Genomic DNA, 25,318 nt, shown 5'->3' on the forward strand with positions numbered 1-25,318 from the left:
TATCGCTTACTTGCCCAGGCTCTGGATCACCTTGTCGGTGATGTCGATGCGCGGGTTGACCGTCACCGCGTCCTGGATGATCAGGTCGTAGCTTTCTTGCTCGGCGATGCGCTTGATGGCTTCATTGGCCTTGGACACGATCGTGGAGAACTCTTCGTTGCGGCGGCGGTTGAAGTCCTCCTGGAACTCGCGGCGCTTGCGCTGCAGGTCGGTATCCAGGTTGGCCAGTTCGCGCTGGCGCTTGACGCGGTCGGATTCCGACAGGACGGGTGCGTCCTTGTCGAATTTCTCGGCTTGCGAGCGCAGGCTGTTGTTCAGGCGTTGGAGTTCGTCGTCGCGCTTCTTGAATTCGGCTTCGATCTTGCTTTGCGCAGTCTTGGCCGGACCCGATTCGCGCAGGATGCGTTCGGTATTGACGAAACCGATCTTGGTGCCTTGCGCTTGCGCGGGGATCGCGGCAGCCGAACCGAGAATGAGCGCACCCACCAGGGCAATGGAGCCGCCCAGCTTGCCACGGCGCTTGGCGCCCAGCGTCTTCGATGATTTAAGTGCGAAATCAGACATCATGAAAATCTCACCTTCCAGTAAGGCAAAGCCAAAGTGTGTATTGTGCCACTAAACAGCAAGGACGCCGGGCCGGGAGGCCGCGCCCTTGTTTTCAAGAGTAACGCCTCGCTCAGAATCCGGTTCCGATCTGGAACTGGAAGCTTTGCTTGTCGTCGCCCTGCTTGGCGTTGAGCGGCCGCGCATACGACAGTTGCAGCGGACCCATCGGCGACTGCCACGACAGGCCGATACCCGCCGAGAAACGCCAGCCGCACGGATCCTCGACCTCGGTGTTGTCGCGCCCGCGGGTGCAGCTCAGGCCGCTGCCCGCCGACACCTGACCGGCATCGCTGAAGACGAACCAGCGCAGCGTGCGGTCCTTGGACGCGCCCGGGAACGGCAGGTAAAGCTGGGCGTTGGCCACGATGCGGCGCGTGCCGCCCAGGTAATCGCCCGTCTTGACGTCGCGCGGACCCAGCGACGAGCCTTCGTAGCCGCGGACGGTGCCGATACCGCCGGCGTACACGTTCTTGATGACCGGGTAATCCTTGCTGCCGTAGCTCTGGCCCCAGTCCACCATGCCGTTCAGCGCCAGCGTGTACGAGCCGCCCAGCGGCACGTAGTACTGCTGCTGCGCCGTCAGCATCGTGTATTGCAGATCGATGGTCGACAGGTCGGCCTTCAGGCGGGTGTACGAACCCTTGGTCGGCGCCAGGGCGCTGTCGCGCGTGTCCTTGGACCAGCCGGCGCTGAAGATCACCGCGTTCGTCGAATCGCCGTATTGGTCGACGAAGTTCTCGTAGGCCGCCGGCGAGTTGTCGTACAGGTCGATCTGGTTGCGTTCGAAGTTGCCGCCCAGGAAGATGCGGTCGTACTCCGAGATCGGGATACCGAAGTTCATGCCCAGGCCCATGGCCTTGACGCGGTAGTCGCCGTCGTTGTTGTTCCAGGGCTCGGTCACGCGGTAGTAGGCGGACGTCGTGCGGCTGATGCCATCCTTGGTCCAGTACGGATCGGTGTGCGACAGCACCACGGCGCGGTTCGTCTTGCTGGTATTCAGTTGCAGCGTCAGGTTCGTGCCGCTGCCAAAGACGTTGTCTTCGCTGATGCCGGCCGACAGAATGGCCTTTTCGGACGAGCCGTAGCCCACGCCCAGGTTGATCATGCCGGTGGGCTTTTCCTTCACGTCGACGTTGACGTCGACCTGGTCGGGCGAACCCGGGACCGGGTCGGTCTTGACGTTGACGTCGCTGAAGTAACCCAGGCGGTCGACGCGGTCGCGCGAGGTCTTGATGTCACCGGCGTCGTACCAGGCGGCTTCCTGCTGGCGCATTTCGCGGCGCACGACTTCGTCGCGGGTGCGGGTGTTGCCGCCGATCTGGATGCGGCGCACGTACACGCGGCGGCTGGGATCGACGTAGAAGGTCAGGTCGGCTTCGTGCTTGGCACGGTCGAGCTGCGGGTTCGGGTTGACGTTGGCGAACGCATAGCCCAGTTCACCCAGGTAGTCGGTGATCGCCTTGGCCGAATCGTTGGTCTTGGCGGCCGAGAAGGTCTCGCCCGCCTTGATCTGCACCAGATCGTTGATTTCCTTGTCCAGGCCCAGCAGATTGCCGGCCAGCTTCACGCTGCGCACCTTGTAGGGTTCGCCTTCGTGGATGGTGATCGTGATGCGGATGTCCTGGCGGTCCGGGGAGATCGTGACCTGCGGCGGCTCCACGGAGAATTCCAGGTAACCCTGGTCCAGGTAGAACGAGCGCAGGCGCTCCAGGTCGCCTTCGAGCTTTTCGCGCGAATATTTATCGGTATCGGTATACCAGGTAAGCCAGCCCGGCGTCGTGAGCTTGAATTCGTCGAGCAGGTCGCTTTCGGAAAAGGCCTTGTTGCCGACGAAACGGATTTCCTGGATGCGGGCGACCGAGCCCTCGAACACGTCGAAACTCACGCCGACGCGATTGCGCGGCAGCGGTGTCACGGTGGAGGTCACTTCGACGCCGTATTTGCCCTTGGACAGATACTGCTGCTTGAGTTCGTATTCGGCGCGCTCGAGCATGGAGCGGTCGAAAATGCGGCCCTCGGCAAAACCCACCTGCGCGAGCGACGTGGTAATGGCCTTGGAATCGAATTCGCGCATGCCGTTGAAATTGACGGATGCGATGGTGGGACGTTCCTGCACGACCACGACGACGACATTATCGTCGGTCTGGATCTGAACGTCGGTGAAAAAGCCCGTGCCATACAAACGGCGAATGGCTTCGGTGGCTTCTTCTTCGGTGAATTTTTCACCGACCTTGACGGGGAGATAACCAAAGACGGTGCCGGCGTCGGTTCGTTGGATACCCTCTACGCGGATATCCCGCACGACAAAGGGTTCGAAGGCATGGGCCAGGGCCGGCAACAGCAATGCGGCTACGAGACCCGGCAGTACACCCTTTTTGTGATGAAACATCCGGCGAAAAGACATCCTTGAGTATCCTCGGTCGTGCAAATGGCGGGGGATTTTATGCTAAATCGCGTTCAAGTGAACAAACGCGTGAAATCGTTGAACAGCGCAAGCCCCATGAGGCTTGCCAATATACCTATGCCGGCGCGTTGTCCGATGTCGATCCACTTCGCTGGCGGCGGGCTACCCCGCACGATTTCGACGAGATAGTACAGCAGATGGCCACCATCCAGCATAGGAATGGGAAGCAAATTTAAAACGCCAAGGCTGATGCTGATCAATGCGATATAGGCGATATACGCAACAATTCCGATGCGCGCGGTCTGGCCGGCGTAGTCGGCAATGGTGACCGGACCGCTGACATTGCGCCACGAGACGTCGCCCGTCACCATGCGTCCCATCATGCGCAGCGAGAACCAGGCGGTGTCCCACGTGCGCACCGCGCCGCGCCACAGGCTGTCGAACACGCCATAGCGCACCGTCACCATCGGCACATTGCCGCCAAGCTGCACGCCCAGCCGGCCGATTTCCTGGCCGTTGACGACTTCCGGGCGGGGCGTGACGTTCAGGGTGACATTGGCGCCATCACGCGCGACCGTCAGCGCCAGCGTCTTGCCGGCGTTTTCCTGGATCTGCTTGACCAGCGCGCCGGTATCGGGGGCCGGCTGGCCGTTCACGGCCACGACCTGGTCGCCGGCACGCAGGCCCGCGGCCTGCCCTTCTCCGCCGTCGATCACGGCACGCACCGCCGGCTTGGGCTGGGCCAACCGGATGCCGGCGGCGGCGAGCGGGTCGCCGGCGTCCGGATCCATCGTATTGGGAGGAAGCTGGAGTTCGCGCTGCTGGACCGATCCGGTGGGCGTGCTGACCTCGATGCGGGCGGTGCCGCCCGTGGACATGACGTCCATCAGGCGCCAGCGCGCGTCGGACCACGAGGCGACTTCCTCACCGTCGATGGCGAGGATACGGTCGCCAGCCAGCAGGCCGGCGCGCGCAGCGGGCGTATCGGCGGCCGGCGGCGCAATGACGGCCACCGGCTCTTCGGTACCGGCCATGTTCAGGCCCGCATACAGGAAGACCGCAAGAATCAGGTTGAAAATGGGGCCGGCAGCCACGATGGCGATGCGCTGGCCCACAGGCTTGGTGTTGAAGGCGCCAGCCGCCAGCGCCGGGCTGGCCCCCGGCGGCGCGTCGTCCAGCATCTTGACGTAGCCGCCCAGCGGCAAGGCGGAGACCGCCCACTCGGTGCCGTGGCGGTCGGTGCGGCGCAGGATGACCTTGCCAAACCCCACCGAAAACCGCAGCACCTTCACGCCGCACAGGCGGGCAACCCAATAGTGCCCCAGCTCATGGAAAATGATCAGTGAGCCAAGCGCTACGGCAAAGGCCAGCAGGGTGAAAAGCATGGGGTCGGAATCTAGGAAATCAGAGGCAGGCGCGGCCCGCGATCAGGCCAGTCCGAGGTTGCCCGCGAAGGTGCGCGCCTCGGCGTCAAGAGCAAGTACGTCTTCAAGACTGCTGAGCGTAACAGATGCCTGACGCGCTTGCCACTCGAGGGCGGCTTCGATCACCCGCGGAATCCAGGTATACGCCAGCCGGCCGTCCAGGAATGCGTCGACGGCGACCTCGTTGGCGGCATTGAGCGCCACGCACGCGGCCTGCCCCGCGCGCAGCGCGGCAAACGAATGCGCCAGGCACGGAAACCGGGACAGATCGGGTTTTTCGAAATCCAGCCGGCCATGCCGGGTCAGGTCAAGCGGCCCCACGCCGCTTTCGATGCGATCGGGAAATCCCAGGCCGTAGGCAATGGGCGTGCGCATGTCGGGCTGGCCCAGTTGCGCGAGCACCGAGCCATCGTCGTATTCGACCATGGAGTGCACGACGCTTTGCGGATGCACCACCACCTCGATGCGATCGGCAGGCATGGCGAAGAGCCAGTGCGCCTCGATGACTTCCAGGCCCTTGTTCAGCATGGTGGCCGAATCGACGGAAATCTTGCGGCCCATGCTCCAGTTGGGGTGGGCGCAGGCCTGCGCGGGGGTGATGTCGTGCAGGTCTTCGAGATCGCGGCCGCGGAACGGACCGCCCGAGGCCGTCAGCAGCAGCCGGCGCACGCCCCGGGCGGGATGCTGCGGCGCGGCGGCCCGCCCCTGATGCGGGAGGCACTGGAAGATGGCATTGTGTTCGCTGTCGATGGGCAGCAGTTCGGCCCCGTTGTCACGAATCGCCTGCATGAACAGGGAGCCGGCCGCGACCAGCGCTTCCTTGTTGGCGAGGAGCACGCGCTTGCCCGCGCGCGCGGCGGCCAGCGCGGCAGGGAGTCCGGCGGCGCCGACGATGGCGGCCATCACGGCATCGCACTGCGCGTCGGCGGCGGTGTCCGCAAGCGCCTGCGCGCCCACGCGGATCTCGGGCATGGCCTGCGAGCCCGGCCAGGCCTCGATGAATTTCTGCCGGGCGGCGGCGTCCGGCACCACCACGACCGCGGCCCGGCTGGCCAGCGCCTGTTCGGCCAGGCGCTGCATCCTGCTGTGCGCGGACAGCGCATAAACCGCCAGTCGTTCAGGATGGCGGGCGATCACGTCCAGCGTGCTTTCACCAATCGAACCGGTCGATCCCAGTACGACGACACGTTGAAAAGCCGTCAAAACAAAACTCCAGACAAAAGTAGCGCGAACGGCGCGACGGGAAGAATCGCGTCGATGCGGTCATAGACGCCGCCATGGCCCGGCAGGAGCGTGCTGGAATCCTTGCGGCCCGCGCGGCGCTTGAGCAGCGATTCGAACAGGTCTCCGACGATGGACAGCATGCCGAGCGCCGCGGCGATCGGCAACGCCAGCCAGAAGGACCAGCGTTGCACCAGCGCATGGCCGAACGTGCCGTCCCAGAGACTGGACAAGCCGATCCACACCACCGCGCCCAGAACGCCGGCGATGGCGCCCTCAACCGTCTTGCCCGGGCTGACCCGCGGAGCAAGTTTACGCTTGCCGAAGGCCCGGCCGGCAAAATACGCGGCGATATCGGCCACCCAGACGAGGGCCAGCAAGGACACGACGAACACCGCGCCGCGCGCGATGTACATCTGCGCCAGCACGGCCCAGGCCGCCAGGGCCGCGGGGACCGAAAACACCGACCACGCCAGGCTCGCCGGCGGCGCATCGGAACGGCCGCGCACCACGGCGGCGACGCCCGCAAACAGCCAGACGGCCGACACGGCCGGCACGAGGTAGCGCAGTATCCAGCCAGGATCGCCGGCGCCCGTGCGATCGCCCGCCAGCCACGCGGAAGTCAGCACCAGCATGCCCGCCAGGAGCAGCACGGCGACGCCGATGGAAATCAGGGGGGATGGCGGTTGCGGCAGCGTCAGGCGCAGCCACTCCCAGTTGGCGCAAGCGGCCGCCAGGGCCAGCAGGGCGACGAACCACCAGGGATTGGCGCTCGCCATGGCGGCGGCCAGAATGGCCAACAACACGACGGCGGTAACGATACGCTGGCCCAACATATGACGGTCTCCTCTTGTGCAGCCTGGAAAGACGCGCGTCGCGCTCAGCCTACTTCGCGGCGCTTTCGCTGACTTGAGCGCTGGTGCGGCCAAAGCGGCGCTCGCGCGTGCGGTACCAATCGAAGGCGGCCATGAGCTCGTTGGCGCCAAAGTCCGGCCAGAAGCGGTCCGTGAAGTAGAACTCCGCGTAGGCCATCTGCCAGATCAGGAAATTGGAAATGCGCTGTTCGCCGCCCGTGCGGATGAACAGATCGGGCTCGGGAGCCCATGCCATGGAAAGATGCCTGGAAAGGCGCTCTTCGTCCACCCGCTCGGGTTGCGCCGCCAGCTCGGGCTCGGCCGCCAGCATGGCGCGCGTGGCCTGCAGGATGTCCCAGCGGCCGCCGTAGTTGGCAGCCACCGTCAGGTGGAGGCGATCGTTGTGCGCGGTGCGTTCCTGGGCGGCGTCGATGAGTTCGCGCAAGCGCGGCTCGAAGGCGCTCAGGTCGCCGATGACGTGCAGGCGCACGCCCTGCTCTTCCAGCTTGCCGACCTCGCGCTCCAGGGCCTGCACGAACAGGCGCATCAGCAGGGAGACCTCTTCAGCCGGACGGCGCCAGTTCTCGGAACTGAACGCAAAGAGCGTCAGGTAACGCACGCCGGCGCGTCCGCAGGCCTCGACCACGCGCCGGACCGCCTGCACGCCCTTGGCATGCCCGGCGGTGCGAGGCAGCAGCCGCCTCGTCGCCCAGCGGCCGTTGCCATCCATGATGATGGCGACGTGCTCGGGGATGTCGCGAGTATCGGGGACCGCCTGAGTCGAACTGGTTGCCATTAGTGTGGGGACTGTGCGCGGTGGGCCGGTGAAAGACACGAATACGGGAAAAAACCTGCGCCGTCGTTTCCATCGCTACGTGGAAGTACCGCGAGGCAATGGACAGGACGGCGCATGGGCAGGGAAATCCTGGCGCCAGGACCGCCGGCATCGCCGGAAGCCCTGGGGCGTGCCAGGATTATACGGTCATGATTTCCGCTTCTTTCTGGACGACCATCTTGTCGATGTCCGCCACGGCACGGTCCGTCAGCTTCTGGACGTCGTCCTGGGCGCGGCGCTCGTCGTCCTCGGAGATTTCCTTGTCCTTGACGAGCTTCTTGAGCGATTCGTTGGCCTCGCGGCGCAGGTTGCGCACCGCGATCTTGGCGTCTTCGCCCTCGCTGCGCACGACCTTGGTCAGGTCGCGGCGGCGTTCTTCGGTCAGCGCCGGCATCGGAACGCGGATCGTGTCGCCCATGGAGATGGGGTTCAGCCCCAGGTCCGATTCACGGATCGCCTTTTCGATCGGGCCCGCCATGTGCTTTTCGTACGGCTGCAGGCTGATGGTGCGGGCATCGACCAGGTTCACGTTGGCGACCTGGCCGACCGGCACGGGCGAGCCGTAGTATTCGACCTGCACGTGGTCCAGGATGCCGGTGTGGGCGCGGCCCGTGCGGATCTTGGCCAGGTTGGTCTTGAGCGTATCAAGCGACTTGGCCATTCTGGCCTCGGCGGATTTGCGGATTTCTGCTGCGCTCATGGAATTTCCTTTTCTTTAAACGTGTACCAACGTGCCTTCGTCCTCGCCGCTCACGACTCGCTTGAGCGCGCCGGACTTGTTGATCGAAAACACCTTGATCGGCAGTTTCTGGTCGCGGCACAGCGCGAAGGCGGTGGCGTCCATGACTTCCAGACGGCGGACGATCGCTTCGTCGAAGCTGATCCGCGCATAGCGCGTGGCAGTGGGATCCTTGTTGGGATCCGCGCTGTAGATGCCATCCACCTTGGTGGCCTTCAGCACGATCTCGGCGCCGATTTCGGCGCCGCGCAACGCGGCGGCGGTATCGGTGGTGAAGAAAGGGTTGCCGGTGCCCGCGGCGAAGATGACGACCTTGCCTTCTTCGAGGTAACGCAGCGCCTTCGGCCGGATGTAGGGCTCGACGACCTGATCGATGTTCAGCGCGGATTGTACCCGGGTGTCGATACCCTTGTGCTTGAGCGCGTCCTGCAGCGCAAGCGCGTTCATGATGGTGGCCATCATGCCCATGTAGTCGGCGGTCGCGCGGTCCATGCCCTGCGCACCCGGGGCGACGCCACGGAAGATGTTGCCTCCGCCGATGACGATGGCCAGTTCGACGCCCGCGGCGGCGACCTCGGCGATCTCATCGGTCATACGGACGATGGTGGAGCGATTGATGCCGAATGCATCTTCGCCCATCAGCGCCTCGCCGGAAAGTTTGAGAAGAACCCGTTTGTATGCCCTGCTGCTCATAGGTGATATCCCGAAGAACAATCCGACGAAAGTGTAAGTCAAGAATGGGGTTGCCCCCAGCGCCGCACCCGCCAGGCGGGTCGGCTGCCCCCCGGGCAAACGCCCTCGGGGGTCCATGCGGCGAAAAGGCCGGACTAGAATTTAATCTAGCGCCGGCCTTTAAGCACTACCTAGAGGTCAGGCGGCGCCGGCGGCGGCGGCAGCAACCTCAGCGGCAAAGTCGCTGGTCTTCTTCTCGATACCTTCGCCGACGACGAACAGCACGAACTTGCTGATCGAGGCGCCCTTTTCCTTCAGGTACTGCTCGACCGTGTGCTTGTCGCTCTTGACGAACGGCTGCGACAGCAGGGTCACTTCCTTCAGGTACTTGGCAACCGAGCCTTCCACCATCTTGGCGACGATGTCGGCGGGCTTGCCGGATTCGGCGGCCTTCTGCTCGGCGACCGAACGCTCCGTGGCGATATCGGCGGCGTCCACGCCGTCGGCGTTCAGGGCCTTGGGCTTGGTGGCGGCGATGTGCATGGCCAGGTCCTTGCCCACGTCGTCCGAACCGGTGTATTCAACCAGCACGCCGATCTTGCCGCCGTGCACGTAGCTGGCCAGCGAGTTGGCGGTCTCGATGCGCTCGAAGCGGCGGATCGAGATGTTTTCGCCGATCTTGCCGATCAGGGCGGTGCGGGTCGTTTCGACGGTGCCTTCACCGTACGGCAGCGCGGACAGCGCGGCCACGTCGGCCGGATTCTGCGTGGCGACCAGTTCGGCCAGCTTGTTCACGAAGCCGACGAAGTCGTCGTTCTTGGCGACGAAGTCGGTTTCGCAGTTGATTTCGATGACGGCGCCCTTCTTGGCGTCGGCGGAGATGAACAGACCGATCAGGCCTTCGGCGGTGACGCGGGCAGCGGCCTTGCTGGCCTTGTTGCCCAGCTTGACGCGCAGGATTTCTTCAGCGCGGGCCAGGTCGCCTTCGGCTTCCGTCAGGGCCTTCTTGCATTCCATCATGGGCGCGTCAGTCTTTTCGCGCAGTTCCTTGACCAGGGCAGCGGTAATTTCAGCCATGTTTGCTCCAAATTTTGCTAAGACACGCCCCGGCGGGCCGGGGCTGTGATTTGATTCGATGGGACGCCCGCGCTAGGCGGGCCTGGAAGATGGGAGCCCAGCTTCGCAGCGCCGGCGAGGGCGGAAGCGGTCCGTTTCGGCGCCGCTTCCAGACCTTACCCGCCGGACATGACAACAGGCTTAGGCCTGGTTGTCTTGCACTTCGACGAACTCTTCCTGACCTTCGCCCAGTTCTTCGACCAGACCGTTCAGGTTTTGCTCGCGACCTTCCAGGACGGCGTCGGCGATGCCCTTGGCGTACAGCGCGATGGCCTTGGCCGAGTCGTCGTTGCCGGGGATGACGTAGTCGATGCCTTCGGGCGAGTGGTTGGTATCAACCACGGCGACCACGGGGATGCCCAGGGTCTTGGCTTCGGCGATGGCGATCTTGTGGTAGCCGACGTCGATCACGAACATGGCATCGGGCAGGCCGTTCATGTCCTTGATGCCGCCGATCGACTTGTTCAGCTTGTCCAGTTCGCGTTGGAACAGCAGGCCTTCCTTCTTGATCATGCGCTCGGCGCCGCCTTCGGCGACAACGGCTTCCATGTCCTTCAGGCGCTTGACCGAGGTCTTGACCGTCTTGAAGTTGGTCAGCATGCCGCCGAGCCAGCGGGCGTCGACGTAGGGCATGCCGCAACGGGCGGCTTCGGAAGCGACCAGCTCGCGAGCGGCGCGCTTGGTGCCAACGAACAGGATGTTGCCACCGCGAGCAGCCAGCTGCTTCACGAACTTGGTGGCTTCCTGGTACTTATCAACCGTCTTTTCCAGGTTGATGATGTGAATCTTGTTGCGGTGACCGAAGATGTACTGAGCCATCTTGGGGTTCCAGTAACGGGTCTGGTGACCAAAGTGGACACCCGCTTCCAGCATTTCGCGCATCAAAGACATGTAATTCTCCAAGGGTTGGTTTCTTGCGCCGCACCTGCATCAGCATCTTGCTGACACCCTGGGTGGTGTTGCGCGCGATTTCCCGCCAATGCGGGATGAAAAGATTTTAACCGGGCCGGCCGATCACTGCCGCAATAACTACGACGCTCCAGGCGTACTGCCTGGAACGGCTCGCCTTGGACCTGCTGCGCCTGCTAACTACTACGCTGCCGCGATAAACCCAGACGGCCGCCACCCACAAGACACTTGCATCGCGCCTGCCCGACACTCCAGGAATTTCCTGGAAGTTTCTTCGAGGCGCACCCGGAATTGTTTTGTTGGCGGCGAAATCCAGCTCTTCGCTTGCCTGGCCGCTAGGCCCGCCCGCGCATCAGGCCGCTGTGGCAGTTCTTCAGGAATTTCCCTTTCAGGATGGATTCCAAGAACTTAATCCAGCGCCCATACCGAACCTGCATCGCCGCTCGAAAACACTTCCGGGCTTGCAAGAACGCCGTGCCCAGCCGGCATCGACATCCGCGCCCCCAGCGCATCCAGCCGGATTCCGCATGATGCGCGCCCTGCCCTGGACCCCAACGACCTGCCCGAACTCGCTCCACAACCTTCGCTTGCGGTGAAACTTCAGGGCTTGCCGCTGATCTCAAGTAAGAACCGCGCAAAACCAGGACTCCTGCCGGGTGGCTTTGGACCCGAAGGCCTGCACCCGCCGGGTTTGGCTTTACACCAGCGCATCGTTTGGCTGCTTTGCCGTTTGGCCGCTTTGCCGTGAGGCGTAGCGCCAAATTCCGCTCTGTTGCTCTTGCCGGTAACCCGATTGCTCCCCAAATTTTTAGGGAAGCCTATAATTCTACTATTCTTTCAAGCTGACATTCAAGCGACAGATCGCAAGCTTTCCATGGGCACAATCACCAATCCGGCCGACTTGGCCAAAATGCGCGCCGCCTGCCAGGACGCCGCCAAAGTTCTCGATTTCATCACCCCGCACGTCAAGCCGGGCGTCACCACCGGAGAACTGGACCGGCTCTGCCTCGAGTACCTGACCGACGAGCTGAAGGTGAAGTCCGCCACGGTCGGCTACGCGCCGCCCGGCTATCCGCCCTTTCCCGGCGCCATCTGCACCTCGGTGAACCATCAGGTCTGCCACGGCATCCCGGGCGACAAGGTGCTGAAAAACGGGGACTCATTGAACATCGACGTCACCATCATCAAGGATGGCTGGTTTGGCGACACCAGCCGGATGTACGCGGTGGGCGAACAATCCATCCTGTCCCGGCGCCTCTCCGACATCACGTTCGAGTGCATGTGGAAAGGCATCCAGCAGGTCAAGAACGGCGCCACCCTGGGCGACATCGGCAATGCCATCCAGAAGCACGCCGAGGCCAACGGCTTTTCGGTGGTGCGCGAATTCTGCGGCCACGGCATCGGCCAGCGTTTCCACGAAGACCCGCAGGTCCTGCATTATGGCAAGCCCGGCACGGGCGTGCCGCTGGTAACGGGCATGCTGTTCACCATCGAACCCATGATCAACGCCGGCCGCCGCGAGATCCGCCAACTGGCCGACGGCTGGACCGTCGTCACCCGCGACCACAGCCTGTCTGCCCAATGGGAGCACGCCGTGTGCGTGACCGAGACCGGCTACGAAGTCCTGACCCTGTCGCCCGGCATGCCCCAGCCGCCGGCGTTCATCACCGAACCCATCGTCATTCCCGCCGTCTGAAGCGCCGCTGCCAGCCATGACCGCCGAAATCCTCACCAAGCTGCGCGAACGCATCCAGGAATCCCGGCGGGCTGCGGTTGCGCAATTCCGGGACCATGAACGACCGGACATCCTGCTGACCGAGCTGCGGCGGATCGTCGACGCCGCCCTGCGCGACCTGGTCAAGCACTATCCGCTGCCGATTGGCGCCACGCTGGCGGCCGTCGGCGGCTACGGCCGCGGCGAGCTCTACCCCCATTCCGACGTCGATCTGCTCATCCTGCTGCCGCACGCGCCCACGGCCGAGGACGAAACCGCGATCGAGCAACTGGTGGCTTCGCTGTGGGACCTGGGGCTGGAACCCGGCCACAGCGTGCGCACCATCGAGGACTGCGAGCGCGAGGCCGATGCCGACATCACGGTGGAAACCGCGCTGCTGGAATCGCGCTGGCTGGCCGGCAGCCGGGTGCTGATGCGCAAGTTCGATGCCGCGACCAAGTCGCGGCTGGACCCTCAGGCCTTCTTTCTGGCCAAGCGCGTCGAAATGCAGCAGCGCCACGGGCGCTACCACGACACGCCCTACGCGCTGGAGCCCAATTGCAAGGAATCGCCGGGCGGGCTGCGCGACCTGCAGGTCATCTTGTGGATGGCGCGGGCGGCGGGTTTCGGGAACAACTGGCGGTCGGTGGCGCAGGCGGGCCTGTTGACCTCGTCCGAGGCGCGCGACCTGCGCAAGGCCGAACAGGCCTTCAAGCGCCTGCGCATCGAGCTGCACCTGCTGTCGAACCGGCGCGAGGACCGCGTGCTGTTCGACCTGCAGCCCGCGCTGGCCGAAGTCTATGGCATCCATGCGACCGCTACGCGGCGCGGCAGCGAATTGCTGATGCAGCGCTACTACTGGGCGGCGCGGCTCGTGACCCAGCTGAACGGCATCCTGGTGCAGAACATCGAGGAGCGGCTGTTTCCGCGCCCCGACAGCGACGCGCGCGACATCGACGATGATTTCCGCAACCTGCGGGACCGCCTGGACATCATTCGCGACGACGGCTTCGAGCGCAATCCCACCCTGCTGCTGCGCGCGTTCCTGGTGATGCAGCAGCACCCCGAGCTGACCGGAATGTCGGCCCGCACGCTGCGCGCCATCTGGCATTCGCGCCACCGCATCGACGCGCAGTTCCGCCGCAATCCGGTAAACCGCAGGCTGTTCCTGCAGATCCTGCAGCAGCCGCGCGGCATCGTGCACGAACTGCGGCGCATGACCATGCTGAACATCCTGCCGCGCTACCTGCCGGTGTTCCGCCGCATCGTGGGCCAGATGCAGCATGACCTCTTCCACGCCTATACGGTGGACCAGCACACGCTGGCGGTCGTGCGCAATTTGCGCCGCTTCACCATGCCCGAGCACGCGCAGGAATATCCGCTCGCCAGCCAGCTCATCGCGGGCCTGGACCGGCACTGGCTGCTGTACGTGGCGGCGCTGTTCCACGACATCGCCAAGGGCCGCGGCGGCGACCATTCCGAACTGGGCGCGCGCGACGTGCGCAAGTTCGCGCAGGACCACGGCATGGACCCGGAAGACGCCAAGTTGGTGGAATTCCTGGTGCGCCAGCACCTGTTGATGTCGGCGGTGGCGCAGAAGCGCGACCTGTCCGATCCCGAGGTGATCAAGGAGTTTGCCGCCACCGTCAAGGACGAGCGCCATCTCACTGCCCTGTATCTGCTGACGGTCGCCGACATCCGTGGCACCAGCCCCAAGGTCTGGAACGCCTGGAAGGGCAAGCTGCTGGAAGACCTGTACAAACTGACGCTGGCGGCGCTGGGCGGCGCCCATGCCGACGCCCACACCGTCCTGGCCGAACGCAAGGAAGAAGCGGCGCGGCTGACGCGGCTGGCGGGCCTGCGCGACGACGCGCGCGAAGCCTTCTGGAACCAGCTCGACGTGGCGTATTTCCTGCGCCACGACGCCTCCGACATCGCCTGGCACACGCGCCACCTGTACCACCAGGTCGCGCCCGCGCGGGCTGTCGTCAAGGCCCGGCCCACCGAACAGGGCGAAGGGCTGCAGATCATGGTCTACACCCGCGACGCGCCCGATCTCTTCGTCGCGATCTGCGGCTATTTCGACGCCAAGTCGCTGTCCATCCAGGACGCGCGCATCCACACGACCCGCCATGGCTGGGCGCTGGACAGCTTCATCGTCCTGCTGCCGGAGGGCGCGAGCGACCTGCGGGCCCAGGCCACGCTGGTCGAACACGAGCTGGCCGAACGCCTGAAGGACCCGCAGGCCGCCGCCCAGGCGCAGCCGGCCCGCGGCGGCTGGTATGGGCGCGGCCGCCAGTCGCGTGTCTCGCGCGTGTTTCCGGTCATGCCGCAGGCCGAACTGCAGCCCGACGAACGCAGCACCTCGTGGCGCCTGTCCGTCACCGCGACCGACCGGCCGGGACTGCTGCACGCCCTGGCGCGCGTCTTCGCCCGCCACGCGGTCAACCTGCTCATGGCCAAGATCATGACGCTGGGCGACCGGGTGGAGGACGTGTTCATCGTGGACGGCTCGGCGCTGGCGCGCCCCCGCAGCCAGATGCAGTTCGAACGCGACATCCTGGACGCGCTGTCGGGCGACGACGCCCAGCAGCGCGCCGCCTGAGCCGGCATCGCCAGACCCGGCCCGGAACGCATACAATCCGGGTTTTCGGCCAGGCGATGCTTGCTCCCATGCAGCTCAATGACTATCTGCGCGTTTTCGGTGGCAGCTTTTTCTTCGCGTTGGCCACGCTGCTGCCGTTCCTGAATCCGCCGGCGATCGCCCCCATCTTCCTGTCGCTCACCGAAGGCGCCTCGTCCGCCACGCGCGTCGTGCTGGCCAAGCGGGTCGCCATCAATGTGTGCCTGATGCTGATCGTGGCCATGGTGGCCGGCAACGTGCTGCTGAGCTTCTTCGGCATCTCGCTGTCGATCGTGCGGGTGGGCGGCGGCATGCTGGTGATTGCCAGCGCGTGGCGCCTGGTGAATTCACCGGACGCCGACACGGAACGCGTGGCCCGCATGGCCGAGTCGTTCACCCCCGAGATGGCCAAGGCCCGCGCCTTCTATCCCCTGACCTTTCCGATCAGCTGCGGCCCGGGCTCCATCGCGGCGGCCATCACGGTGGGCGTCTCGCTGCGCGATCAGAACCACGCGCTGAGCCTGGTACGGCTGGGAGGCTCCATTCCGGGCATCGTCGTCGTCTCGCTGACGCTCTACATCTGCCTGCGCTTTGCGGCCCAGATGCTGCATCGCCTGGGCGACAATGGCACGGCGGTCTTCATGCGTCTGTCGGCCTTCATCATGCTGTGCCTGGGGGTGCAGATTTTCTGGGAAGGCGCGCGGGACCTCCTGCTGGGCGTCCTGACCCAGGTGATGCAACCTATTCCGGTTCCGAAGGCCTAAGCATGGCTGGCCGCCGCGCCGGCCCCGTCCAACCCTTACCAACGCAACAATGACCTCTCGTTCCGAACGCCTGCTTCGTCTCGTCGCCCTCTTCTGCTTCGGCGCCGTCGGCATCGCCCTTGTCTCCCAGCACGTCTTTGACATGCCGCCCTGCGCCTGGTGCGTGATGCAGCGCCTGATCTACCTGGTGATCGGCGTCATCGCCCTGGTCGGCGGCTTTGGCGGCGGGCGCGCGCTGACGCGCGTCTGCGGCGTCCTGACCGCGGCGCTGTCGCTGTCCGGCATCGTGGCCGCCTGGTACCAGTACAGCGTCGCCGCGAACATGCTGTCCTGCGACCAGACCTTTGCCGACCGCTTCATGACGGGCATCGGCCTGGAAAGCGCCATCCCGCCGCTCTTCGGCATCTACGCCACCTGCATGGACGCCAAGGTGCCGGTGCTGGGCATCGAATATGCCTTGTGGAGCCTGGCGCTCTTCGTGATCCTGTTCTTCATGGCCTTGCCCGTCGTGTTCCGGCGCGGCCGCGCCTGAGCGCGGTTTCGTCCGCCCGGCCCGTATCGTGCAGACCCTGAAATTCCTGTCTGGCTATCCCGAAGCCCTGCTGGCGCAGGCGCGCAAGCTGCTCGACCAGGACAAGCTGGGCGCCGCCCTGCTCGCCCGATACCCGGGCGGCGCGCATGGGGTGCGCACCGACAAGGCGCTCTACCAGTACGTGACGGAACTGAAGAACGCGCACATGCGCAATGGCGACCAGATCAACAAGGTGGCCTTCGACAGCAAGATCCACGTGATCCAGCACGCGCTGGGCCAGCACACCTATATTTCGCGTGTGCAGGGCGGCAAGCTGAAGGCCAAGCACGAGATCCGGGTGGCGACGCTGTTCAAGCACGTGCCCGCGGAATTCCTGAAGATGATCACGGTGCATGAACTGGCGCACCTGAAGGAAAAAGACCACAACAAGGCCTTCTACAACATGTGCCTGCGCATGGAGCCGCACTACCACCAGTACGAGTTCGACCTGCGCCTGTACCTGACGCACCTGGAGGCCACGCGTACGCCGCTGTGGGAAGCGCCGGGCTAGGCCCTTGCGGCGCCAGTTGCAAAAAGAATGCCGTCCACGAGGGACGGCATTCTTGTCTGGGCGGGACGCCGGCGGCGATCAGGCGTCGTCGGAGGTGTGGCCCATGTTGAAGCGCAGACCGCCCGCGTCTTCGTCCTTGCCGGGCTCGGAGCGCGACTGGCCCAGGCGGGCCAGGTAATCGGGCGTGATGTCGCCCGTGATGTACTGGCCGTCGAAGCAGGAAGCCTCGAAGCGCGTCAGCTTGGGGTTGATGTCGCGGACCGCCTGCTGCATGTCGTGCAGGTCCTGGTAGACCAGGCTGTCGGCGCCGATGGCGCGGGCGATTTCCTCGTCCGTGCGGCCGGTGGCGATCAGTTCGCTCTGCGTGGGCATGTCGATGCCGTACACGTTGGGGAAGCGCACCGGAGGCGCGGCCGAGGCAAAGTACACCTTGTTGGCGCCGGCGGCGCGCGCCATGTCGACGATCTCGCGGCTGGTCGTGCCGCGCACGATGGAGTCATCGACCAGCAGCACATTCTTGCCCTTGAACTCCATGCCGATGGCATTGAGCTTCTGGCGCACCGATTTGCGGCGCACGGCCTGGCCCGGCATGATGAACGTGCGGCCCACATAGCGGTTCTTGATGAGCCCTTCGCGATAGTCCAGGTTCAGGCGCGCGGCAAGCTGCATCGCGGCGGGACGCGAGGAATCGGGAATCGGCATGACGACGTCGATGTCGCCCAGCCGCATGTTGCGCGCGACCTTGTCGGCCAGGTATTCACCCATGCGCAGGCGGGCGTCGTACACCGACACGCCGTCGATCATGGAATCGGGACGAGCGAAGTAGACGTATTCGAAGATGCACGGCACGAGCTGCGGGTTGTCGGCGCACTGGCGGGCGACCAGGCGGCCGTCCAGGTCGATGAACACCGCTTCGCCCGGATCGACGTCGCGCACGAAGGTAAAGCCGCTGCCTTCAAGCGCAACGGATTCCGAGGCAACCATCCACTCCACGCCCTCTTCGGTTTCCTGGCGGCCGATGCACAGCGGACGGATGCCGTTGGGATCGCGGAAGGCGAGCAGGCCGTAGCCGGAAATCTGGGCCACGACGGCGTAAGCGCCGCGCACGCGCTTGTGCAGGGCGGCGACGGCGCGGAACATGGATTCCTCGTCGAGCGACACGCCGCTGGCGGCCGATTGCAGCTCGTGCGCCAGCACATTGAGCAGGACTTCGGAATCGGAATTCGTGTTGATGTGGCGGCGGTCGACCCGGTAGAGCGATTCGCGCAGTTCACGCCAGTTGGTCAGGTTGCCGTTGTGGGACAACATGATGCCGAACGGGGCGTTGACGTAGAAGGGCTGGGCTTCTTCTTCGCTGGCGCTGGAGCCGGCGGTCGGATAGCGGACCTGGCCGACGCCCGACGTGCCGGGCAGCGCGCGCATGTTGCGCGTGCGGAACACGTCGCGCACCAGGCCGTGGGCCTTGTACATATTGAACTGGTTGCCTTGCGACGTCGCAATGCCCGCGGCGTCCTGCCCGCGATGCTGCAACAGCAGCAAGCTGTCATAGAGCAGCTGGTTGACCGGCCCGCGCCCGACGACCCCTACGATTCCACACATGGTGAGATTTCCTGGTTGATTTGAAGCTAATCAATACGGCAGCCACGTCGCCAGGGATGGCGGCAGCCACGTCTTGATATGTTTGATGGCCTCGATGGCCGAATGCGAAAACATGGCGTCCTGCCACCACGGCTCTTGCGGCAGCGGCGTATACCCTGCGGCGGCGACCAGCGCCAGGACGATCAACAGACCACGGGCCAGCCCGAACATTCCCCCGAGGCCGTGATCGGCCGGGCTCAGTCCGGTGCTGCGGATCAGGGCGGCAAGCGTCATATTGACCAACCCCACGCCAAGCAACACGATGATGAACACCGCGGCGTACGAGACGCCCATGCGCAGCACCGTCGTTTCGATATAGGGCTCCAGCCAGGTATAGACCGTGGGGCCCCACCAGATCGCGGCCACGAAGGCCAGCAGATAGGCGACCAGCGACAGCACCTCTTTGAGCAGGCCGCGCACCAGGCCCAGCACACCCGATACCGCCAGGATGGCCAGCACGACGAAGTCGAAGCCGGTCACTATTGGGCGGCGATGAAACCATTGTCATAGCCCAGCGTGCGCAACCGCGCCTGGGCCGCCTGGGCCGCCTCGCGCGAGGGGAATGGCCCCACCCGCAGACGGAACTGCTGCTTGCCGTTGATCGTGGCCTGCTCGACGAATGCGTTCGTGACGCCGGCCTGGTGCAGCTTGCCCCGGCGCGACTGGGCGTCCTCGGACGTGGTGTAGGCGGCGATCTGCAGCACGAAATTGCCTTTGGCGGCGGCCGGCTTGGGCGCGGCCGGCTTGGGCGCGGAGGCCGGCGCGTTGCGGCCTTCGAGCAGCGCCAGCGCGCGGGCGCCATCGTCCGAACGGACTTCGGGCTTGGCCGGCGTGGCCGGTTTGGGCTGTTCGGGTTTGGGTTTGGCCTCGGGCTTGGCGGGCGTGGCCGGCGGCGTCGCGGGCGGGCTGGCCTGCGGCGCGGCGGGCGCGGCGGCCACGGCCGGGGGCACGGATGTCACGGGAGGCGGCGTGGGAACGGCTGCGGGTTCGGTGGGTGCAGCGGCGGGCGACTCCGCGGGCGCTGCCGCCTGCGGTTCGGACACCTGGGGCTGGAACGGCGTATTGCGATCCGGCACCTTGATGGGAATGTTGTCATCCACCGGCGCGGGCTGCGAATCGAGCACCATGGGCAGGATGATGACCGCGGCCAGCACCAGCGCCACGGCGCCCGCAAGCCTGCGCCGCGCACGACCGCGCAACTCGGCGGCCTGGACCTCGCTGGGCACTGCAGCCCGTTTGGAGGCCTGCGCCTGGTCGGCAGGATCTTTGCGTTTGAAAAAGCCCATGGAAGAGAATCCTTGCGGCGCCTTGCGGCATTGCGGCGGCGGGCCGCCCTGATGCCTATGGCCCGATTTGCCTATGCCTTGCGACCCAGAGCCTGCAAAACGGAGGCTACGGTGAGAAACGATCCGAACACCGCGATTCTATCATTCTCCCCTGCCCGTTCGCGCGCCGCGGCAAAGGCCTGGGCGGGATCGGCGTAGGCCTGGATGCCAGGACTTTCGCTGCCGGCAGGAAGCGCGGGAAGCGCCGCGGCCACCTGGTCCGCGAGCGCCTGGCCGGAGGTGCCGCGCGGTCCGGGCAGGCCCGCGCAATACCAATAGTCGACGCGGGAACCCAGCTTGGCGACCACGCCGGCGAGATCCTTGTCGTTCAGCATGCCGAACACTGCATGCGTGTACGGATGAAAGCCCATGTTGTCCAGGTTCTGGGCCAGCACCGCCGCGGCGTGCGGGTTGTGCGCCACGTCCAGAATCACGGTGGGCTGGCCCGGCAGGATCTGGAAGCGGCCAGGCAGCGAGGCCTGCAGCAGCCCCAGGCGCACGGCCTGTTGCTGCACGGGGAGGCGGTCGCGCACGGATTCCAGCGCGGCCAGCGCGGCCGAGGCGTTCAGGAGCTGGTTGGCGCCGCGCAGGGCCGGATAGGCCATCGCGCTGCGGCGCTGCTCGCGCCCGCCGTACGCCCACTGCTGGCGGTCGCCCGAATAGTTGTAGTCGCGGCCGAAGAGCCACAGGTCCGCGCCGATGGCCTCGACGTGGTCCAGCAGCGATTGCGGGGGAACGGGGTCGCTGCAGATGGCGGGACGGCCGCTGCGGTAGATGTGGGCTTTTTCGAAGCCGATCTTTTCGCGCGTGTCGCCCAGCCAGTCGGTGTGATCGAGGTCGACGCTGGTGACGATGGCGCAGTCCGCGTCCACGATGTTCACGGCGTCGAGGCGGCCGCCCAGCCCGACTTCCAGAACCACGGCATCGAGCCGCGACTGCGAGAAGAGGCGCAGAATGGCCAGGGTGGTGAATTCAAAGTAAGTCAGCGACACGTCGCCGCGCGCCGCCTCGACCGCCTGGAACTGGGCGATCAGGTCTGCATCCGAGGCGATCTGGCCATTGACGCGGGCGCGCTCGTTGAAATCGATGAGATGGGGCGAGGTGTACAGCCCGACCTTGTAGCCGGCGGCCAGGAGGATGGCTTCCAGCATGGCACAGGTGGAACCCTTGCCGTTGGTGCCGCCAACCACGAATTTCACGCCCGGCAGCGCCAGCTCCATACGCTGCGCCACCTCGCGCACCCGGTCCAGCCCCATGTCGATCGCGGTGGCGTGAATGGACTCCAGGTACTGCAGCCAGTCGGACAGGGAGGCGGCGGCGTCAGGCGTAGGGGCGGAAGACATGGGGGATTCGCGATGGACCGATAGACAATCAGCCGGCGATTTTAGCAGTCCGCGCCCGGTGTTTTCCCTAATCCCCTAGGGCGCGCCACGTTATCGCGGACCAAAAAAGGCTTGCCCATGTTTTTTTCATACGTGAAAATAAATTCATGTATGAAAAACAATAGGAAGAGACATGACGCAGCAACATACCCCCCGCTGGCTGGTGCGTGAAGGCGACGTGCCCGGCTACCACCCGGCTAACCATACCGGCACCCTGAACCGCCGGCTGATCGGGCCGGACACCGTCGGCGCGCGCGGCGTGGAGGTGCTGCTGGGCGTGATCGACAAGGGCAAGGGCGCGCTGCCGCACGCGCACCCGGGCATCGAACAGGTCTGCTACCTGATCTCGGGCACCGCTCGCGCGCAGGTGCAGGACGAATGGGCCGACATGGGCCCCGGCGACTGCTGCTATTTCCCTCCCGACATTCCCCATGTTTTCACGGTGACGAGCGATGAACCGGCCCGGCTGCTGGTGATCTACACGCCCCCGTACGAAGAATCCCCCGATCGCGTGATCCGGGACTTTCCGGCGCCCCCCTCCGCCGCCTGACGCGGCGCTTTACCGGCAGCGGCCGCAGAGCCGCGCCGCATTCCATAGAACCAGGAGACACACCCATGCAATCCCTACGCCTGCTAGGCGCCGCACTCGTCACGGGCGCGGCCTTGATGGCCGCTGGCCCCGCCCATGCCGCCGATTACCCCACCAAGCCCATCACGCTGGTCGTGCCCTTCCCCGCCGGATCGGGAACGGACGCCGTGGGGCGGATCTTCGGCTCCGAACTGTCGACCATCCTGGGCCAGCAGGTGGTGGTGGAGAACAAGCCGGGCGCCAACGCGACCATCGCGGCCAACTACGTGGCCCGGGCCAAGCCGGACGGCTACACGCTGTTCGTCACGACGAACACCTCGCATTCGGCCGCCCCGTGGCTGATGAAGAACGTGCCTTACGACCCGGTCAAGGATTTCACCCCGATCGCGCGCGGCGGCAACCTGCCTTTCATCCTGGTGGTGAACCCGAAGCGCCCCTGGAAGACCGTGGGCGACCTGGTGGCCGACGCCAAGAAAAATCCGGGCCGCATCACCTACGCCAGCGGCAACAGCACCGGCATCGTCGCGGGCGCCACGCTGGCCAACCGCGCCAAGATCGACATCCTGCACGTGCCGTACAAAGGCACGCCGCAGAGCCTGACGGACGTGGTGGGCGGCCAGGTGGACTTCATGTTCACCGACCTGGCCTCGGGTCTGCCCTTCGTGCAATCGGGTCAGCTACGCGCGCTGGCCGTGTCCACCGCCGAGCGCAGCACCATCGTTCCCGACCTGCCGTCGATGGCCGAAGCGGGCGTGCCGGATTTCGACCTGAACTCCTGGAACGGCTACTTCGGTCCGGCCGGCATGCCGCCGGAGATCGTCGCCAAGCTGAACGCGGCCATCAACCAGATCGTCGCCAATCCCGACGTGAAAAAGCGCCTGGCCGGGCTGGGTTTCGACGCCTTTTCCAGCACGCCCGAGGCCTTTGGCCAGTTCGTGGGCGAACAGCGCGACCTCTGGGGCAAGCTGATTCGCGACGCGGGGATCGAGCAGCAATGATCGACCAGCCCCTGCCCGACACGCCCATCGCCGGGCCGCTTGCCGGCGTGCGCATCCTGGACCTGAGTTCGGTGGTGATGGGGCCGTACGCCACCCAGGTCCTGGCGGACCTGGGCGCGGACGTGATCAAGGTGGAGTCGCCGGCCGGGGACAACATGCGGGCCGTCGGCCCCATGCGCAACCCCGGCATGGGGCACCTCTACCTGCACCTGAACCGCAACAAGCGCTCCATTGTCCTGGACCTGAAGACGCCCGAGGGGCTGGAGGCCTGCCTGAAACTGGCCGAACGCTGCGACGCCGTGCTCTACAACATCCGCCCCCAGGCCATGGCGCGGCTGGGACTGTCGTACGAGGCGGTGGCGGCGCGCAATCCGCGCATTGTCTACGTGGGCGCCTACGGCTTTGGCGAAGCCGGCCCCTACGCCGGCCGCCCCGCCTACGACGACCTGATCCAGGGCCAGACCGGCATCGCCGCCCTGTCGGCGCAGCAGAGCGGCGACGTGCCGCGCTATGCCCCCCTGACCCTGGCCGACCGGGCCGTCGGCCTGCACGTGGGCATCGCGCTGGTGTCCGCCGTGCTGAGCGCGCAGACGCTGGGGCGAGGCCAGCAGGTGGAGATTCCCATGTTCGAGGGCATGGCGCACCTGGTCCTGGGCGATCACCTGGGCGGCGCGACCTTCGAGCCGCCGATGGGGCCCACCGGCTACGCGCGCCTGCTGGCGCCGCACCGCCGGCCGTACGCCACTGCCGACGGCTACATCTGCCTGCTGATCTACAACGACAAGCACTGGCGCAATTTCTTCGACCTGATCGGCCGGCCCGAACTGTCGCGGGACCCGCGCTTCTGCACCCATGGCGCGCGCGCCGCGCACATCAGCGAGGTCTACGCCTTCGTGGCCGAGGTGATCGCCACGCGGCCCAGCCAGGACTGGCTGGACGCCCTGGCGCGGGCGGACATTCCCGCCTCGCAGCTCTACACCATCGACGGCCTGCTGCAGGACGAACATCTGGCCGCCACGGGCTTCATCCACGAAATGGACCACCCCTCGGAAGGCCGCATCCGCACCACCGCCCCGCTCGGGCGCTACGCGGGCACACCGACCTCCATACGCCGCCCCGCCCCGCGGCTGGGCCAGCACAGCCGCGAGGTGCTGGCCGAGGCGGGCTTTGGGCCGGAACAGATCGACGCCATGCTCGCGCGTGGCATTACCCAGGACGGAAACAACGATGGATTTTGAGTTCACCTCCGAGCAATTGGCGCTGCGCGACGCCGTCTCCCGCATCTGCGAGCGCTATCCCGACGAATACTGGCTGGAACGCGATCGCGACGGCGGCTTTCCGCACGCCCTGCACGCCGACCTGGCGCGCGACGGATGGCTGGGGATCGCGATGCCGCAGGAATACGGCGGCGCCGGCCTGGGCATGACCGAGGCCGCGCTGATGATGCAGACCATCTCCGCCTCGGGAGCCGGCTTTGCCGGCGCCTCGGCCGTCCACATGAACATCTTCGGGCTCAATCCGGTGGTGGTGTTCGGCACCGACGAACAGCGCGGCCGCTGGCTGGAACCGCTGATCGCCGGCCGCGAAAAGGCCTGCTTCGCGGTCACCGAGCCCGACGCGGGGCTGGACACGACCAAGCTGAGCACCCGGGCCGTGCGCCAGGGCGACGAATACATCGTGCATGGCCGCAAGATCTGGATCTCCACGGCGCAGGTGGCCAGCAAGATGCTGCTGCTGGCCCGCACCACGCCGCTGTCCGACGTGGAAAAGCCCACGCAGGGCCTGTCGCTGTTCTATACCGATCTGGACCGCGAGAAGATCGAAGTCCGCGAGATCGAGAAAATGGGCCGCAAGGCCGTGGACTCGAACATGCTGTTCATCGACGGCCTGCGGATTCCGGTAGCCGACCGCATCGGCGAGGAAGGCCGCGGTTTCGAGTACATCCTGCACGGCCTGAACCCCGAGCGCATCCTGATCGCAGCCGAGGCGGTGGGCATCGGCCGCGCGGCGCTGGACCGGGCCGTCAAGTACGCCGGCGAGCGGACGGTCTTCGGGCGCCCCATCGGCCAGAACCAGGGCATCCAGCATCCCCTGGCCCAGGCCTGGATGCAACTGGAGGCCGCGGACCTGATGGTGTTCAAGGCGGCCAGCCTGTATGACGCCGGCAAACCCTGCGGCCCGGCCGCGAATGCCGCGAAGTACCTGGCGGCCGAGGCCGGCTACAACGCCTGCCAGACCGCGGTGATGACGCTGGGCGGCATGGGGTACGCCAAGGAGTACCACGTGGAGCGGCTGCTGCGCGAGAGCTTCATCCCGCGCATCGCGCCGGTGAGCCCGCAGCTCATCATGTGCTTCATCGCGGAAAAGGTGCTGGGCCTGCCCAAGTCTTACTGACACTACACACTACATAAATAGGCACTGCC

The 25,318-nt window shown here is 65.7% G+C and carries 23 protein-coding genes; 9 read left to right on the top strand and 14 right to left on the bottom strand.

Annotated features, from left to right (window positions below):
* Positions 1-6: 6 nt before the first annotated feature.
* The 10 genes from BXA00_RS26235 to rpsB form a co-directional block, all read right to left on the bottom strand.
* Positions 7-567, bottom strand: coding sequence for an OmpH family outer membrane protein (locus BXA00_RS26235; RefSeq protein WP_076521295.1), 561 nt, complete (start codon positions 565-567; stop codon positions 7-9).
* 109 nt (positions 568-676) lie between these two features.
* Complete coding sequence (gene bamA / locus BXA00_RS26240) at positions 677-3,010, bottom strand: outer membrane protein assembly factor BamA (protein ID WP_076521296.1); 2,334 nt, start codon at positions 3,008-3,010, stop codon at positions 677-679.
* A 53-nt stretch (positions 3,011-3,063) separates the two neighbouring features.
* Complete coding sequence (gene rseP / locus BXA00_RS26245; RefSeq protein WP_076521297.1) at positions 3,064-4,395, bottom strand: RIP metalloprotease RseP; 1,332 nt, start codon at positions 4,393-4,395, stop codon at positions 3,064-3,066.
* A gap of 42 nt (positions 4,396-4,437) precedes the next feature.
* Positions 4,438-5,637, bottom strand: a complete 1,200-nt coding sequence (locus tag BXA00_RS26250) for a 1-deoxy-D-xylulose-5-phosphate reductoisomerase (protein ID WP_076521298.1) — start codon at positions 5,635-5,637, stop codon at positions 4,438-4,440.
* Complete coding sequence (locus BXA00_RS26255; RefSeq protein WP_076521299.1) at positions 5,634-6,491, bottom strand: phosphatidate cytidylyltransferase; 858 nt, start codon at positions 6,489-6,491, stop codon at positions 5,634-5,636. Before BXA00_RS26255 ends, BXA00_RS26250 begins: the two co-directional genes overlap by 4 nt.
* 49 nt (positions 6,492-6,540) lie before the next feature.
* On the bottom strand, positions 6,541-7,305 hold the full coding sequence (gene uppS, locus BXA00_RS26260) for a polyprenyl diphosphate synthase (protein ID WP_076521300.1): 765 nt from the start codon (positions 7,303-7,305) through the stop codon (positions 6,541-6,543).
* Between the two features lie 178 nt (positions 7,306-7,483).
* The gene (frr, locus tag BXA00_RS26265; protein ID WP_008167711.1) at positions 7,484-8,044 is read right to left on the bottom strand and encodes a ribosome recycling factor; all 561 of its coding nucleotides are present in this window, start codon (positions 8,042-8,044) and stop codon (positions 7,484-7,486) included.
* A 15-nt stretch (positions 8,045-8,059) separates the two neighbouring features.
* Complete coding sequence (pyrH, locus tag BXA00_RS26270; RefSeq protein ID WP_076521301.1) at positions 8,060-8,776, bottom strand: UMP kinase; 717 nt, start codon at positions 8,774-8,776, stop codon at positions 8,060-8,062.
* A gap of 177 nt (positions 8,777-8,953) precedes the next feature.
* Positions 8,954-9,832, bottom strand: coding sequence for a translation elongation factor Ts (tsf, locus tag BXA00_RS26275; protein ID WP_076521302.1), 879 nt, complete (start codon positions 9,830-9,832; stop codon positions 8,954-8,956).
* Positions 9,833-10,012: 180 nt separating this feature from the next.
* On the bottom strand, positions 10,013-10,762 hold the full coding sequence (gene rpsB / locus BXA00_RS26280) for a 30S ribosomal protein S2 (protein WP_076521303.1): 750 nt from the start codon (positions 10,760-10,762) through the stop codon (positions 10,013-10,015).
* Between the two features lie 892 nt (positions 10,763-11,654).
* Between rpsB and map the strand changes: the two genes are divergently transcribed.
* The 5 genes from map (at position 11,655) to BXA00_RS26305 (ending at position 16,963) form a co-directional block, all read left to right on the top strand.
* Positions 11,655-12,476, top strand: coding sequence for a type I methionyl aminopeptidase (map, locus tag BXA00_RS26285; protein ID WP_076521304.1), 822 nt, complete (start codon positions 11,655-11,657; stop codon positions 12,474-12,476).
* Positions 12,477-12,492: 16 nt separating this feature from the next.
* Entirely contained in the window at positions 12,493-15,099 is a 2,607-nt protein-coding gene (locus BXA00_RS26290; protein WP_076521305.1) for a [protein-PII] uridylyltransferase, read from the top strand.
* Between the two features lie 68 nt (positions 15,100-15,167).
* On the top strand, positions 15,168-15,881 hold the full coding sequence (locus BXA00_RS26295) for a MarC family protein (RefSeq protein WP_076521306.1): 714 nt from the start codon (positions 15,168-15,170) through the stop codon (positions 15,879-15,881).
* 49 nt (positions 15,882-15,930) lie between these two features.
* A complete protein-coding gene (locus BXA00_RS26300; protein WP_076521307.1) occupies positions 15,931-16,413 on the top strand; it encodes a disulfide bond formation protein B in 483 nt (160 codons plus the stop codon).
* A 28-nt stretch (positions 16,414-16,441) separates the two neighbouring features.
* The gene (locus BXA00_RS26305; RefSeq protein WP_076521308.1) at positions 16,442-16,963 is read left to right on the top strand and encodes a M48 family metallopeptidase; all 522 of its coding nucleotides are present in this window, start codon (positions 16,442-16,444) and stop codon (positions 16,961-16,963) included.
* Positions 16,964-17,041: 78 nt separating this feature from the next.
* On the opposite strand, the gene purF is transcribed toward BXA00_RS26305, so the two are convergent.
* From purF to folC, 4 genes are all read right to left on the bottom strand, one after another.
* Positions 17,042-18,562: an amidophosphoribosyltransferase gene (gene purF, locus BXA00_RS26310; protein ID WP_076521309.1), complete on the bottom strand. Its 1,521-nt coding sequence runs from the start codon at positions 18,560-18,562 to the stop codon at positions 17,042-17,044.
* 30 nt (positions 18,563-18,592) lie between these two features.
* A complete protein-coding gene (locus BXA00_RS26315) occupies positions 18,593-19,081 on the bottom strand; it encodes a CvpA family protein (RefSeq protein ID WP_076521310.1) in 489 nt (162 codons plus the stop codon).
* On the bottom strand, positions 19,081-19,887 hold the full coding sequence (locus BXA00_RS26320; RefSeq protein ID WP_076521311.1) for an SPOR domain-containing protein: 807 nt from the start codon (positions 19,885-19,887) through the stop codon (positions 19,081-19,083). Before BXA00_RS26320 ends, BXA00_RS26315 begins: the two co-directional genes overlap by 1 nt.
* 71 nt (positions 19,888-19,958) lie before the next feature.
* Complete coding sequence (gene folC, locus BXA00_RS26325; RefSeq protein WP_076521312.1) at positions 19,959-21,269, bottom strand: bifunctional tetrahydrofolate synthase/dihydrofolate synthase; 1,311 nt, start codon at positions 21,267-21,269, stop codon at positions 19,959-19,961.
* A 172-nt stretch (positions 21,270-21,441) separates the two neighbouring features.
* Here folC and BXA00_RS26330 point away from each other — a divergent pair, with 172 nt between their 5' ends.
* From BXA00_RS26330 to BXA00_RS26345, 4 genes are all read left to right on the top strand, one after another.
* Positions 21,442-21,858: a cupin domain-containing protein gene (locus tag BXA00_RS26330; RefSeq protein ID WP_076521313.1), complete on the top strand. Its 417-nt coding sequence runs from the start codon at positions 21,442-21,444 to the stop codon at positions 21,856-21,858.
* Between the two features lie 65 nt (positions 21,859-21,923).
* Complete coding sequence (locus tag BXA00_RS26335) at positions 21,924-22,895, top strand: tripartite tricarboxylate transporter substrate binding protein (protein ID WP_172805891.1); 972 nt, start codon at positions 21,924-21,926, stop codon at positions 22,893-22,895.
* Entirely contained in the window at positions 22,892-24,133 is a 1,242-nt protein-coding gene (locus tag BXA00_RS26340; RefSeq protein ID WP_076521314.1) for a CaiB/BaiF CoA-transferase family protein, read from the top strand. Before BXA00_RS26335 ends, BXA00_RS26340 begins: the two co-directional genes overlap by 4 nt.
* Positions 24,123-25,289, top strand: a complete 1,167-nt coding sequence (locus BXA00_RS26345; RefSeq protein WP_076521315.1) for an acyl-CoA dehydrogenase family protein — start codon at positions 24,123-24,125, stop codon at positions 25,287-25,289. Before BXA00_RS26340 ends, BXA00_RS26345 begins: the two co-directional genes overlap by 11 nt.
* Positions 25,290-25,318: the final 29 nt, after the last annotated feature.

The sequence above is a fragment of the Achromobacter sp. MFA1 R4 genome, from assembly GCF_900156745.1.
Lineage (GTDB): Bacteria > Pseudomonadota > Gammaproteobacteria > Burkholderiales > Burkholderiaceae_B > Achromobacter.

Coding starts and splice junctions, on each gene's coding strand:
- rpsB (WP_076521303.1), bottom strand. CDS start 10,762: ATGTCTTTGATGCGCGAAATGCTGGAAGCGGGTGTCCACTTTGGTCAC.
- BXA00_RS26235 (WP_076521295.1), bottom strand. CDS start 567: ATGATGTCTGATTTCGCACTTAAATCATCGAAGACGCTGGGCGCCAAG.
- rseP (WP_076521297.1), bottom strand. CDS start 4,395: ATGCTTTTCACCCTGCTGGCCTTTGCCGTAGCGCTTGGCTCACTGATC.
- BXA00_RS26295 (WP_076521306.1), top strand. CDS start 15,168: ATGCAGCTCAATGACTATCTGCGCGTTTTCGGTGGCAGCTTTTTCTTC.
- BXA00_RS26340 (WP_076521314.1), top strand. CDS start 22,892: ATGATCGACCAGCCCCTGCCCGACACGCCCATCGCCGGGCCGCTTGCC.
- folC (WP_076521312.1), bottom strand. CDS start 21,269: ATGTCTTCCGCCCCTACGCCTGACGCCGCCGCCTCCCTGTCCGACTGG.
- BXA00_RS26335 (WP_172805891.1), top strand. CDS start 21,924: ATGCAATCCCTACGCCTGCTAGGCGCCGCACTCGTCACGGGCGCGGCC.
- BXA00_RS26320 (WP_076521311.1), bottom strand. CDS start 19,887: ATGGGCTTTTTCAAACGCAAAGATCCTGCCGACCAGGCGCAGGCCTCC.
- uppS (WP_076521300.1), bottom strand. CDS start 7,305: ATGGCAACCAGTTCGACTCAGGCGGTCCCCGATACTCGCGACATCCCC.
- tsf (WP_076521302.1), bottom strand. CDS start 9,832: ATGGCTGAAATTACCGCTGCCCTGGTCAAGGAACTGCGCGAAAAGACT.
- pyrH (WP_076521301.1), bottom strand. CDS start 8,776: ATGAGCAGCAGGGCATACAAACGGGTTCTTCTCAAACTTTCCGGCGAG.
- frr (WP_008167711.1), bottom strand. CDS start 8,044: ATGAGCGCAGCAGAAATCCGCAAATCCGCCGAGGCCAGAATGGCCAAG.
- BXA00_RS26330 (WP_076521313.1), top strand. CDS start 21,442: ATGACGCAGCAACATACCCCCCGCTGGCTGGTGCGTGAAGGCGACGTG.
- BXA00_RS26290 (WP_076521305.1), top strand. CDS start 12,493: ATGACCGCCGAAATCCTCACCAAGCTGCGCGAACGCATCCAGGAATCC.
- BXA00_RS26345 (WP_076521315.1), top strand. CDS start 24,123: ATGGATTTTGAGTTCACCTCCGAGCAATTGGCGCTGCGCGACGCCGTC.
- BXA00_RS26255 (WP_076521299.1), bottom strand. CDS start 6,491: ATGTTGGGCCAGCGTATCGTTACCGCCGTCGTGTTGTTGGCCATTCTG.
- bamA (WP_076521296.1), bottom strand. CDS start 3,010: ATGTCTTTTCGCCGGATGTTTCATCACAAAAAGGGTGTACTGCCGGGT.
- purF (WP_076521309.1), bottom strand. CDS start 18,562: ATGTGTGGAATCGTAGGGGTCGTCGGGCGCGGGCCGGTCAACCAGCTG.
- map (WP_076521304.1), top strand. CDS start 11,655: ATGGGCACAATCACCAATCCGGCCGACTTGGCCAAAATGCGCGCCGCC.
- BXA00_RS26300 (WP_076521307.1), top strand. CDS start 15,931: ATGACCTCTCGTTCCGAACGCCTGCTTCGTCTCGTCGCCCTCTTCTGC.